Here is an 11797-nt window from a genome sequence, read left to right as displayed (position 1 = left end):
TTGCGGCTGCCATAGCCTGCCGGCAGGCTTCCTCAGGCGTGGTGTTGAGGCCGAAGAGTGCCATGGCGCCGTCGCCGATGAATTTGTCGAGCCGTCCGCCGGCCTGTTCCACTACCTTGCCGACAATGCCGAAATAGCGGTTGAGCAGGAAGACGACGTCGAAGGGCAGGCGGGTCTCGGTCAGCGTGGTGAAATGGCGCATGTCGCAGAAGAGCACGGCGATCTCGCGCTCGCGGCCGGGGCTGGTTTCCTGGCTGTTGGCGGGAAGGGCAGCCTCCGTCTGCGGCACGAGCAGCGGCGCAACGGTCAAGTCCTTATCCGGGCGGAGCTGACAGGCGAGGCGCACATCGGGTGCCGCATTGATGCGCTTCAGCGTCGTCTGCTCCAGCTTGTCGGGCGGCGGCAGGGTCCAATAATCGCCGAGGATCTGCACGCGGCAGGTGGAACACTGGCCCTTGCCGCCGCAGACCGAATAGTGTGGCAGGCCACCAAGCCTGCTTGCCTCCAGCACGGTGAAGCCGCGGGGCACACGTACCGTCTCGCCAGCGGGATAATGGACCGCGACCTGGTTTGCCCGCTCTTTCAGCCTGCGGCGTGCCCGCGCCAGAATGACGAGGGCGAGTGCTGCGGAGAAGCTGCCGTAGAGCCCGGCGCGGATCGTCGCGATTTTCTCGCGCGCCTCAGGATCGTTGTAATAGCGGGTATTGATCGTTTCTTCGTAGTGGCCGGATTCTGACTCTATGTAGGAAGGATCGGACAGCGTGCGACCCATCTCGACGAAACCGAGCAACGCTAGCACCGGCAGGAGGATGGCGATGGCCAGAAGCAGCGATGACGAATTGTCGTACCAGGGCCGATAGCGCAGCCAGAAATGGATGCCGATGCAGCCATGGATCCAGACGGCAAGCAGCGCAAATGTCTGGCGTACGCCGTTATCAGGCGCGTTGATCCAGAGCGTACGAACGATCGTCTCGTAATTGTCGGTATAGCTGTAGAGCGCATGGACGATGCGTGTGCCGATGACATGGTCGATAAGCAGCAGCGGGATCAGAAGGCCGAGAACGATCTGTGCCATCTCGTTCTTCGGCATGACGAGGCTGCGGCGCATGTAGAGCCCACGCAGCACCAGCGTCATATGGACGAGGACCGAGCCGTAGAAGAGGAGGGTGCCCAGCGGATTGCGCCAGATCGCCAGAAATAGCTGGCGCGCATCATCGGCCGCCGTCAGCGAAATGAGCCCCAACGCATGGTTCGACATATGCAGGATGATGAAGACGAACATCACAAGGCCGGAACCGAGCCTGGCCTTCCTGATCGTGCGCTCCGAAAAAATCCCTGTGGCCCAGACCGTCGTCATCAATTCCTGTTCTTGAAGCTCAAATCGCAAATGCACTAGAGAAGACGAAAAAGGGCGGAATTATCGTCTCGTCTAATCACGATCGCTTCGGTATGCCTGTCTGTATCATTCAAGGATAGTGACAATAGCGGAAATTTTCGCTTACGGCGCGAGCGCCGATTGGAAACACACTGTCATACGCGGAGTGTCGCGATGCGGATTGCCTTCTACGCGCCGATGAAATCGCCTGATCATCCGGTGCCCTCAGGCGACCGGTTGATGGCGCGGCTGTTGATCCGGGCGCTGGAGGTGGCCGGGCATTCGGTCGAGGTCGTGTCCGAATTCCGCATCCATGCCGGCACGCCGGAAGCGGGGGCCGAAGCGCTGGCGAGGGCCGAAGAGGAGCTTGAGCGGCTTCGGCGCAAATGCCGGGAGGAGCCGAAGCCGGAGCTCTGGTTCTGCTATCATCCCTATTACAAATCCCCCGATCTCTTCGGACCGGCAATCGCGGCGGAATTCACGATTCCCTACGTTACGGCCGAAGCCTCCTATTCGCGAAAGCGCGACGGGATGGGGTGGGCCTTGTTCCAGAAACCGGTGGGCGAGGCGATCCGCCAGGCGGCGGTCAATATCGCCTTTACCGAACGCGACCGGAACGGATTGGAAGATGTCTTTCCCGAAGCGCGTATCGCCGGAGTGAAGCCCTTCATCGACACAGCACTCTTCGAGGCGGTGACGCCTGCTCCTGATCCACAACGCCTGGTGAGCGTGGCAATGATGCGGGCCGGTGACAAGATAGAGAGCTACAAGATGCTCGCTGCGGCACTGCTCATGATCGAGGATCGGCCCTGGACGCTCGGCATCATTGGCGACGGGCCACTAAAGACTGATGTGCAAGCACTGTTTGCGGGCTTTGCCCCCGGTCGTATCGACTGGCACGGCCAGAGGGAGCCGGAAGAGATAGCCGACCTGCTTGCGAAGAGCGGCATCTATGTCTGGCCGGGTTGCGGCGAAGCCTATGGACTTGCCTATCTCGAAGCGCAGGCGGCGGGCCTTCCTGTCGTGGCGCAAAGGACTGCCGGCGTGCCCGCCGTGGTGAAGGCGGATATGACCGGGCTACTGACGCCCGATGGCGATATGCAAGCCTATGCGTGGGCCATTGCCGGACTGCTGGATGATCGAGGGCGCCGTGATGTTATGGCATCCGCTGCCCGCCGTTTCGTCCTCGACGAGCGTTCGCTTGCCGGCGCGTCGAAAGAACTGGATTTGATCCTACGCAATCATGCAGGAGCAGCACATGATCGATAGCAGCATCCGCGAGCGGTTGTATCGGGAGCTGGAGCGCTGGCGCAACGCTGGCCGCGTGGCGCAGCTCTGGCTGCGGGATGACGATGCAATCGAGCCGACGGCACTGCTGGAGCGACTGCTCGCCGAGACGAAAAATTACGGCATTCCCGTCACGCTTGCGGTCATTCCGGCCTTTACCGGCGCACCGCTCGCTCAGCGGCTCGCGGACGAGGCGCATGTCAGCGTGGCGGTTCACGGCTGGGCGCATCACAATCATGCCGGACCTGACGACAAGAAACAGGAACTCGGTGGATCACGGCTGGAAGAGACCATTCTCGGCGAGCTCTATGAAGGCTTCCTGAAGCTGAAGGATCTCTATCCGACACGCTTTTTGGCCATGCTGGTTCCGCCCTGGAACCGGATCGACAAGGGTCTTATTCCCAAGCTGCCGGCACTCGGCTTCGAATCCCTTTCGACCTATGGACGCGTCAAGGGCGAAAGCCCGCTCGCCATCGTTAACTCCCATGTCGACCTTATGGACTGGCACGGCACCCGTGGCGGCCGGCCAATGGCAGACCTGATGGGCGAACTGGTCGCGGAGCTGCAGGACAGGTTCGAGGGCAGCAGCGAGCCGATCGGCGTGCTCGGGCATCATCTGGTGCATGATGCGGCGGCCTGGGATTTCCTTGCAGAACTCTTCGAGGCGACTGCGGGCCATCCCGCAGTGGAATGGGTTTCAGCAGGCACCCTGGTGCAGGATCATATCTCGATGACTTGATTGTCGCGGGCGGCGAAGGCGCCGGCAAAGGCAGCCTGCGCCTCGCTTTCCATGACGGCAAGTTGTTCATCGGTGCGCGACGGCGCATGATGGAACAAGGCGAAGCGCTTTGCGCCTGCCATCTTTGCAAGTTCAGTGCCGTGCTGCCACGTAGAGTGACCAAAGCCCTTGAAGCGCTGCATCTCGTCTTCGTTATAGGTGCAGTCGTAGACGACGAGATCGGCGTCCTTCATCATCTCAAGCGCCACCGGATCATGCGTGCCCGGAATGTGCTCGATGTCGTAGATCAGCGCCACGATGCGGCCCTTCCAGTGGATGCGATAACCGATCGCTCCGCCCGGATGGTTCAGCATGTAGGTCTGCATTTCGACGCCTTCATGTGGGGTCAGTGTCTGGCCCGCATGGAAATCGCGGAAGTTCATCGTCGCCTGACAGATATCGGTCTTTACCGGAAACCAGGGTGGGCTGATGAACTGCTCGACCATCTCGCGCGTGCTCATCTTGCCGTCCAGATGGCCGGACCAGATGTTCACGTTGATCGATGGGTAGTAGATCGCCTTGAAGAAGGGCAGGCCGATGATGTGGTCGTAATGGCAGTGACTGAAGAAGAGGTCGACATCGTGGACTTCATCCGCAAGAAGCGAAAGGCCAGCCTCGCGCAGTCCAGAGCCTGCGTCGAAGATCATCCGGTGCTCGCCGCAGCGAATTTCTATGCAGGAGGTGTTGCCTCCATATCGGTCGAATTCCGGGCCTGATACGGGAATGCTTCCCCGAACGCCCCAAAATTTTACCTGAAACAGATCGTTACTCATTTTCCTTCAAACCAGCTTTCCCGCTTCGTCATCGTAGTCACCATCGATCCCGATGCGAAGCTGCAGAATTCCACGGGTTTGCCTATATCCCCTCGCACTCTTCTAACGGCTAGCCGAAGAAGAAGTAGATTTTCCTAAGCAATCGGCTTTTGGCTCAGAATGCAAGCCGGTATGGTTCGTTTTCTGTAAACGTTCCGGCGTATGCGAGGTCGCGACATTTCCCGCGGGATCATGCATCTTAAATGGTTGCGCGCGACCGAAAATGCAAATCCCCTGCTTTTGGCGGAGCTGAAGCCCCGAAACGGCATGAAAACTGTGTCGAAGATGGCCAGCGGCAAAGTGGGTTGCAGGAAGGGCTGCGTCTTAATCGTGGAGCCCGGCACGAGAGGCCAACGTCCGCTTCTGCAGAAGGCATTGTCACAAAACTGAAATAAATCCGTCGCAAAGCTGTCATCCGGGGTGCCTAAATGTCGCATACTTTCTTTAAAGCGACATTTGGTCTGCCCATGAACGCCCCCTCAATTCGATCGCCCTCTGCCGTTGCCGCGGCGGGTCTGGAATTGAGTTACGGGCCAACGCAGATTCTCAAAGGCATTGATTTTTCTCTGGAAAAGGGAAAGACGCTGGCATTGCTCGGCCCTTCGGGCTGCGGCAAGACCACGCTTCTCAGGCTGGTTGCAGGCCTGCTTGCGCCGACCAAGGGAGCTGTTTCGATTGCCGGCACCACCGTTGCCGACGGTGCGACCGGCGCCTTCGTCCCCCCGGAGCGGCGCGGGCTCGGCATGGTCTTCCAGGACTATGCGCTCTGGCCGCATCTGACGGTCGGCGGCAATGTTTCCTTTCCGCTCGAAATGCGCGGCGTCGGCAGGGTGGAGCGTCAGACCCGGACGATGCGGGCGCTCGAACGCGTCGGCCTTTCGGCCTATGTCGACCGGCAGCCGAGTGATCTCTCCGGCGGCCAGCAGCAGCGCGTCGCGATTGCGCGCGCCATCGTCGCCGAGCCGCAGCTCATCCTTTTCGACGAACCGCTTTCCAACCTCGACCGCGAATTGCGCGAAAACATGGTGGGCGAACTCGCCGAGCTCATTTCCACACTCAGCCTGACGGCGATCTATGTGACGCACGACCATAGCGAAGCGCTGACGCTTGCCGATGAAGTCGCGGTCATGAGGTCCGGCCTGATCGAGCAGCTTGCCTCGCCGGATGACCTGATCGAGCGGCCGGCGACGCCGGAGGTTGCCGACTTCCTGAGGCTTGGCTGCCTCGTCGATATCGAGCGGCGCGGACGTGCCTGGTATTTCAAGGACAGCGACATCGTGCTGACCGAGGCTGAAGGAGTTGCCGGTAACAGCGCTCGCGTGCTGATCCCGGTCGCCTGCATCTCGGCCGGTGAAGCCTCTCCCGATCGACTAGCCGCCACCGTGCTGCGTTCGCAGTTCCGCGGCGATGGGCATCTGGCAAGCGTTTCGCTCTCCGGTCTGCCCGGCTTGGAATTGCAGGTTCTGAGCCGCGCCAAGCTGCGCGCCGGCGAGATGATCGGCCTTTCGATCGACGCAGCGCAAATCCGTTGGTTTCAGCAGAAAATACACCAATCCATAGAGGAGAAACTGGAACATGTTTAAGTCATTGAAGAGCATCACTTTTGGCGTCGTCGCCGCCGCCCTGATGGCCGGCGTCGCCCATGCCGACGTCACCGTTTACACCGCTGGCCCGCAGAGCCTGATCGACAAGCTGTCGGCCGGCTTCACCAAGCAGACCGGCGTCAAGGTCAATGTTTTCCAGGCAACGACCGGCAAGGTCATGGCCCGTATCGAAGCCGAAGCCGCGAACCCTGTCGTTGACGTCGTCATCTCGGCGTCCTGGGATACGGCCAACGACTTTGCCAAGCGCGGCTGGCTCGTCAACTATTCGAGCCCGAACGCCGCAAAGGTTCCGGACTTCCTGAAGTCCGAAGGCGCTGTCGCGCAGGGCATCTCGGCTCTGGGCATCGTCTGGAACACCAAGAGCGGCACGCCGAAGCCTTCCGAATGGGTTGACCTGACGAAGCCGGAATACAAGGATCTCGTCAACATTCCTGACCCGGCGCAGTCCGGCTCCTCCTTCGAACTGACCGCCGCTCTCGGCGGCCAGGACGACTGGAAGCTCTTCAAGGGTCTGCAGGCCAACGGTGCGATCATCGCCGGTGCCAACGCCGACGCCCTGAACCCGGTTCTGCAGGGTGCAAAGGCCGTCGTCTTCGGCGCTGTCGATTACATCGCTCTTGCTGCCCAGAAGAAGGGCGAGAGCATTGAAGTCGTGTTCCCGAAGTCCGGTACGGTCATCGCGCCGCGTCCGGCCATGATCATGAAGTCGTCGAAGAACCAGGACGACGCCAAGAAGTTCATCGACTACATGCTCTCTGACGAAGGTCAGGCGCTGGTTGCCGGTGAAATGCTGATGCCGTCCCGCACCGACGTTGCCGCCAGCCGTCCGCTGATCAGCGACCTGACGCTCCTGAAATACGACACGGCTGCTGTCTACGGCAAGCGCAAGGAAACGCTGAAGACCTTCGCCGATCTCTACGGCGCCAAGTAAGGTCCAGACAATGAGAGGAAACGGCATCGGCGGCACGGCTCCTGCCGCCTGGCTGGCAACAGCGGGTCTCGTTCTCATCGTTGCCGTTCCCTTCATTGCGGTGGTGCTGCAAGGCATCTTTCCCGAACTAGGACAGGGCTCGTTTGCTAGCCCTTTCTCGTCGCTTTATGCGACGCTTGCAGACAGCTCGCTCATCCGTATGGGTGGCAACACCATCCTGCTCGGCGCTTGCGTGGTGCTCGCTTCGGCGCTCGTCGCCGTGCCGCTCGGCGTCTTCCGCGCCCTCTACAGAATTCCCTTTGCGCCTGTCTGGGACGTGCTTTTGCTCGTGCCCTTCATGATCCCGCCTTATATCGCCACGCTCGGCTGGATCATGACGCTGCAGCCGCGCGGTTATCTGCAGCAACTCGCCGGTTTCAATCTGGCACCCTTCCTGTTTTCGATCTTCGGCATGACGCTGGTCATGGCCTTCAACACCTTCCCCGTCGTCTATTTCGCGGTGTCACGCACGGTCGAGGCCGTCGGCGCACGTTATGCGGATGTCGGCCGCGTCTTCGGAGCCTCGCCGGCGCGCGCTTTCTGGCGCATCACGCTGCCGCTCTCGGCGCCCGGCCTGACGGCGAGCCTGATGTTGGTCTTTGCCGCTGCAATCGAGGAATATGGCACGCCGGCAGCGCTTGGGCGCCGTGCCGGCTTCCAGGTGCTGGTGACGGGCATCGACCTGCGGGTCACCGACTGGCCGATCGATCTGCCGGGCGCGGCCATCCTGTCGCTGGTGCTGGTCGCCATGTCGCTCGTCACCTTCCTGCTGCAGCGCTGGATCCTGGCGCGGCGCTCCTACCAGACGGTCGGCGGCAAGCCGACGGCAAAAGACAAGCGTCCGCTTGGCGCACTGAAGCTACCCGTCATGATTGCCTTTAGCGTCGTGGCGTTTCTTGCGACCGGCGTACCGCTGCTGGCAATCCTTACGACCGCGCTAGCGCGAACGATCTCCGGCGGTCTTGCCCTCGACAATGTCAGCCTCGACAATTTCATCGCGGTCTTCGGCAACAGCGCTGGCGCGGTGACGGCGCTGATCAACAGTTTCTCGCTGGGCATCGGCACGGCGCTGATCACGGGACTGATCGGCGTTACGGCCGCCTATACTGTCGTGAAGACGAAGATGTCCGGTCGCATGGCGATCGATGTCATGACGATCCTGCCGAATGCGCTGCCAGGTATCGTCGTAGCCGTCGGTCTCATCCTCGCCTGGAACATGCCGGGCCTGCCTTTCACGCCCTACAATACCGGCCTCATCCTGCTGCTTGCCTATTGCTGCATCCTGCTGCCGCAGCCGGTGCGTTATACGACGGCGGCCTTCCAGCAGATCGGCGACAATCTGGAGGCGGCTGCCCGCGTCTGTGGCGCGAGCGGCATCACGGCCTTCCGGCGTATCCTGCTGCCGCTCGTCTTTCCGAGCCTTGCCTCCTCAATGCTGCTCGTCTTCGCGCTTGCCTCACGTGAGCTCGTCGCCTCCGTCGTCGTCGCACCCGTCGGCATGCAGACGATCGCGACCTTCATCTGGCGTCAGTTCGAGCAGGGCTCGATCGGCCTTGGTATGGCGATGGCCTTCATCGCCATCTGCATCACGACGTTGCTGCCGCTGATCCTGATGGGGCTGATGCGGCGTGGCAATATGGTTGCGGATTGAGGCGTACTCAAAATTGAGATGTTCTTGTTTCTCGCGGAAATTGCTGAGATAATTTCCTTGAGCAACGTTTGGAGTGAACATGGCTCCAGTCACTGAGATCCTTATAGGCCTCTTGGTCGTTTCCATCCTCATCGTCGCATTTGCCGTATTCTTGTCCTGGAAGCCTGCTTGGCGGGCGCACCTTCGTTTTCCAGGGCGTTCAGTTCGTGGCCAAGCCGAAGGCGGTCTAGAAGTGAGTTTTGACTGTGATGATGGAGGTGATGGCGGTGGTGACGGAGGAGGCGATTAACCTCAGAGCGATGCCGTAATCCCACCGTCGACCATCAGCATATGGCCATTGACGAAGGACGATGCGTCCGACGCCAGGAAGACGGCCGCGCCGACCAGTTCTTCGACATTGCCCCAACGGCCGGCCGGCGTACGCGTCTCAAGCCAGGCGGAGAACTTCGGATCGTCGACAAGTGCCTGGTTGAGCGGCGTCTTGAAATAGCCCGGCGAGATGGCATTGACCTGCAGACCATGCTTCGCCCAGTCCGTCGCCATGCCGCGGGTGAGGTTGCGGACGGCGCCTTTGGTCGCCGTATAGGGCGCGATGTTCGGGCGAGCGAGTTCGGCCTGAACCGAGGCGATATTGATAATCTTACCGCGGCCGCGGCCAATCATCGCCTGCGCCACCGGCTGGCTGACGTAGAAGATGCTGGACACGTTGGTACGGAACAGTTCGTCCCACTTTTCGACTGGAAATTCCTCCAGGGGCGTGCGGAACTGCATGCCGGCATTGTTGATCAGGATATCGATCGGACCGATCTCCGCCTCGATATAGGCGATCGCCGACCGGCAGGCGTTGGCATCCGTTACATCGAAGGCGGCGCTGACGGCGTGACCTTTCCGCTCCCGGATTGTTTCGGCAGCCGCCTCCGCCTTCTGGGCATTTCGGCCATTGATGATGACGGAGGCGCCGTGCTCGGCAAGGCCGAGCGCCAGTGCATAGCCGATGCCCTGGCTGGAGCCTGTTACCAGCGCGCGGCGGCCGGAAAGATCGAAGAGCGGAAAGGTCACGGGATCACTCCTGAAATCAACGCCCCTGCATAGCCGGTTTTACCGACTGAGTGCAAAGGTGATCAGTTCGTCCCTAGACGCTTGATATTACCAACGAGTTCCGTTGCGAGCCGCAGCGAAGCGGCGGTCGCGATGACCATCTGCGGCAAGACAAGCCATTCCAGCGTCCATGCGGCCCCCGAGCGCTCCTGTTCATGGACGAGCGAATGGTGGATGGCTGAAAGCTGCGTGGCGTTGAAGCGGGCAAGCGCGACCAATGTTTCGGCGGCAACCGGGTTCTGCTTGTGGGCCATCGCCGAGGAAGTGCCGCCGCCGGCAAGCTCGATCTCGCCTCCGGCTTCGGCGAGCAGCGCGATGTCCTGTCCAAATTTGCCGAGGCTGCCCGAGATCAATGCGTAGAGATTGGCGAGATCGGCAATATGGGCGCGCCGGCTCTGCCATTGCGGCTCATCAGTCAATCCCAGTTCCTGCGCCAACGAAGCGCGCACGACCGATGCTTCGCTCCCAAGCTTTTCGAGAGTGCCGGCAGCACCGCCGAACTGAATGGGGAAGGTCTGCTCCGTCAGTCGGTCTCGATAGGTCTCCAACGGCAGCCGCCAGGCGCCTATGCGATCGGCAGCGGTGATAGGGATCGCGGCCTGCATGCGCGTATGGCCCATCAGGCGGTTGTTGCCAAGTTGGCGCTCGAGTGCGGCAAGTCCGGTGACCACAGAATGCAGGCGTGCGCCGAAGAGGAAGGTGACGGATTTCAGCCGCAGCATGAGGCTGGTGTCGATGACATCCTGGCTGGTCGCACCAAAATGGACGTGCTTCGCAACCTCTTCCCCTGCTGCCTCCCGAAGCTGCCGAACCAGATCGGGAATGACGACGCCATCCCGGGCGGTCGCGGCTTTCAGGCTTTCCATGTCGGGGGTGAAACCTGCACAGGTCTGGCCAACCGCCCGTGCGGCTTCAGCGGGAATGACGCCGTGTTTGGCCTCGGCACGAGCAAGCGCTGCCTCGAAGGACAGCATTGCCCGGACATCCGCCTCGGCGGAAAAATACGAGGCTATTTCATTGTCGCCGAGCAGGCCGGAGAGGAAAGGATGGTCGAAAGGGGATGTGGTCATTCGGAGTCTCGTTTCAGAACCGCCCGTCTGGCCTGTCGGCGCATCAAGCTCAAGGACAAGTTAGGGCAGCACGACGCTACTTGCCCGGCACATTGCGGACAAGCAGCGTTTGCGTGCGGGTCAGATGTCGAGAAACACCGTTTCCCTCGGCCCTTGCAGATAGATGTCGAAGGTCAGGTTTGCGCCGTCGCGGGTGGCGATCAGTGTGGGCACACGATCACGGTGCTCGATACGCGCCAGGATCGGATCGGCGGCGTTGGCTTCCTGCTCTTCCGGGAAATACATCCGTGTATGCAGGCCGATGTTGATGCCGCGGGCAACGATCCAGAACGTAATGTGCGGCGCCATCTTGCGGCCGTCCTTGAACGGCACCTTGCCGGGCTTGATGGTCTCGAAGCTGTAGACACCATCTTCTGCCCGGGTAGGGCAGCGGCCCCAGCCGGTGAAGTTCGGGTCGGCTGTGCCGCGCATTTCCGAGGGACTGTTGTAGAGGCCGGCACTGTCGGCCTGCCAGATCTCGATGACGGCGTCGCGAACGAGCGCGCCGGCCCCGTCGAAGATGCGGCCGCTGACGGTGATGCGCTCGCCGAGCGTCTTGTCATTGACCATCTGCGTGCCGATGTCGGTATCATAGACGCCTGTAATGTCGCAGAAATTCGGCGTCAGGCCGATATGCACATAGGGGCCGGCGGTCTGGGATGGGGTTTCCTTGAGGTAGCCGAGTTCCTGCATGTCAGTTCCCCTCCGGCTTGTTTTCGAACATGGTCGAGCGTCGACCGCGCAACACGATATCGAACTTGTAGGCGCGGCTGTCCATCGGGATCGTGTTACCCCAGTCGAGCGGCGCAATAAGCTGCTCGATCGCCGCCTTGTCCGGAATAGAGCCGACGATCGGACATTTCCAGATCATCGGATCGCCCTCGAAATACATCTGGGTGATCAGGCGCTGCGAGAAACCGTGGCCGAAGATCGAGAAATGAATATGGGCCGGGCGCCAGTCGTTGACGCCGTTCGGCCAGGGGTAGGCGCCGGGCCTCACGGTACGGAAGAAATAGCGGCCTTCCTCGTCGGTGATGAAGCGGCCGCAGCCGCCGAAATTCGGGTCGATGGCGGCGAGATAGGTTTCCTTCTTGTGGCGGTAGCGGCCGCCGG

At 61.1% G+C, this 11797-nt stretch carries 10 protein-coding genes and 1 pseudogene; 5 read left to right on the top strand and 6 right to left on the bottom strand.

Going from position 1 to position 11797, the window contains the following annotated elements; all coding sequences use genetic code 11:
• A partial coding sequence (locus PMI11_RS15495; protein ID WP_007818551.1) for an adenylate/guanylate cyclase domain-containing protein occupies positions 1–1357 on the bottom strand: 1357 nt, incomplete at its 3' end.
• A 192-nt stretch (positions 1358–1549) separates the two neighbouring features.
• On the opposite strand from PMI11_RS15495, the gene PMI11_RS15490 reads away from it, so the two are divergent.
• Positions 1550–2644, top strand: coding sequence for a glycosyltransferase family 4 protein (locus PMI11_RS15490; protein WP_007818550.1), 1095 nt, complete (start codon positions 1550–1552; stop codon positions 2642–2644).
• Positions 2634–3401 (top strand): polysaccharide deacetylase family protein, encoded by a 768-nt coding sequence (locus tag PMI11_RS15485; protein WP_007818549.1) that lies wholly within the window; start codon positions 2634–2636, stop codon positions 3399–3401. Before PMI11_RS15490 ends, PMI11_RS15485 begins: the two co-directional genes overlap by 11 nt.
• Here the strand turns inward: PMI11_RS15485 and PMI11_RS15480 are convergent.
• Positions 3383–4213, bottom strand: a complete 831-nt coding sequence (locus tag PMI11_RS15480; protein ID WP_037071460.1) for an MBL fold metallo-hydrolase — start codon at positions 4211–4213, stop codon at positions 3383–3385. The two genes, PMI11_RS15485 and PMI11_RS15480, sit on opposite strands and share 19 nt — an antisense overlap.
• Positions 4214–4680: 467 nt before the next feature.
• On the opposite strand from PMI11_RS15480, the gene PMI11_RS15475 reads away from it, so the two are divergent.
• Genes PMI11_RS15475 through PMI11_RS15465 form a run of 3 tightly spaced genes read left to right on the top strand, consistent with a single transcriptional unit; the run spans position 4681 to position 8477 of the window.
• Positions 4681–5835 carry an ABC transporter ATP-binding protein gene (locus PMI11_RS15475; RefSeq protein WP_007818547.1) on the top strand — a complete coding sequence of 385 codons (1155 nt, stop codon included), beginning with the start codon at positions 4681–4683 and terminating at the stop codon, positions 5833–5835.
• Positions 5828–6787, top strand: a complete 960-nt coding sequence (locus PMI11_RS15470; RefSeq protein WP_007818546.1) for an ABC transporter substrate-binding protein — start codon at positions 5828–5830, stop codon at positions 6785–6787. The genes PMI11_RS15475 and PMI11_RS15470 overlap by 8 nt, the downstream gene beginning before the upstream one ends.
• Before the next feature lie 10 nt (positions 6788–6797).
• Entirely contained in the window at positions 6798–8477 is a 1680-nt protein-coding gene (locus PMI11_RS15465) for an ABC transporter permease (protein WP_007818545.1), read from the top strand.
• Between the two features lie 291 nt (positions 8478–8768).
• Here the strand turns inward: PMI11_RS15465 and PMI11_RS15460 are convergent, their stop codons facing one another.
• From PMI11_RS15460 to PMI11_RS15445, 4 genes and pseudogenes are all read right to left on the bottom strand, one after another.
• Complete coding sequence (locus tag PMI11_RS15460; RefSeq protein ID WP_007818544.1) at positions 8769–9536, bottom strand: SDR family oxidoreductase; 768 nt, start codon at positions 9534–9536, stop codon at positions 8769–8771.
• Between the two features lie 62 nt (positions 9537–9598).
• Positions 9599–10645 (bottom strand): 3-carboxy-cis,cis-muconate cycloisomerase, encoded by a 1047-nt coding sequence (locus PMI11_RS15455; RefSeq protein ID WP_007818543.1) that lies wholly within the window; start codon positions 10643–10645, stop codon positions 9599–9601.
• Positions 10646–10765: 120 nt separating this feature from the next.
• A complete protein-coding gene (pcaG, locus tag PMI11_RS15450) occupies positions 10766–11377 on the bottom strand; it encodes a protocatechuate 3,4-dioxygenase subunit alpha (RefSeq protein ID WP_007818542.1) in 612 nt (203 codons plus the stop codon).
• 1 nt (position 11378) lies between these two features.
• Positions 11379–11797, bottom strand: a pseudogene (locus PMI11_RS15445) (protocatechuate 3,4-dioxygenase subunit beta); the annotation flags it as partial.

The organism is Rhizobium sp. CF142, from assembly GCF_000281145.1.
Classification (GTDB): domain Bacteria; phylum Pseudomonadota; class Alphaproteobacteria; order Rhizobiales; family Rhizobiaceae; genus Rhizobium.
The sequence above is the reverse complement of the archived record's forward strand: the minus strand, read 5'-3'. Positions and strand labels throughout refer to the sequence as shown.

Excerpts from the sequence above, each read along its gene's own strand:
- PMI11_RS15490 (WP_007818550.1), top strand. The coding sequence starts at position 1,550 with ATGCGGATTGCCTTCTACGCGCCGATGAAATCGCCTGATCATCCGGTG.
- PMI11_RS15485 (WP_007818549.1), top strand. The coding sequence starts at position 2,634 with ATGATCGATAGCAGCATCCGCGAGCGGTTGTATCGGGAGCTGGAGCGC.
- PMI11_RS15480 (WP_037071460.1), bottom strand. The coding sequence starts at position 4,213 with ATGAGTAACGATCTGTTTCAGGTAAAATTTTGGGGCGTTCGGGGAAGC.
- PMI11_RS15475 (WP_007818547.1), top strand. The coding sequence starts at position 4,681 with ATGTCGCATACTTTCTTTAAAGCGACATTTGGTCTGCCCATGAACGCC.
- PMI11_RS15470 (WP_007818546.1), top strand. The coding sequence starts at position 5,828 with ATGTTTAAGTCATTGAAGAGCATCACTTTTGGCGTCGTCGCCGCCGCC.
- PMI11_RS15465 (WP_007818545.1), top strand. The coding sequence starts at position 6,798 with ATGAGAGGAAACGGCATCGGCGGCACGGCTCCTGCCGCCTGGCTGGCA.
- PMI11_RS15455 (WP_007818543.1), bottom strand. The coding sequence starts at position 10,645 with ATGACCACATCCCCTTTCGACCATCCTTTCCTCTCCGGCCTGCTCGGC.
- pcaG (WP_007818542.1), bottom strand. The coding sequence starts at position 11,377 with ATGCAGGAACTCGGCTACCTCAAGGAAACCCCATCCCAGACCGCCGGC.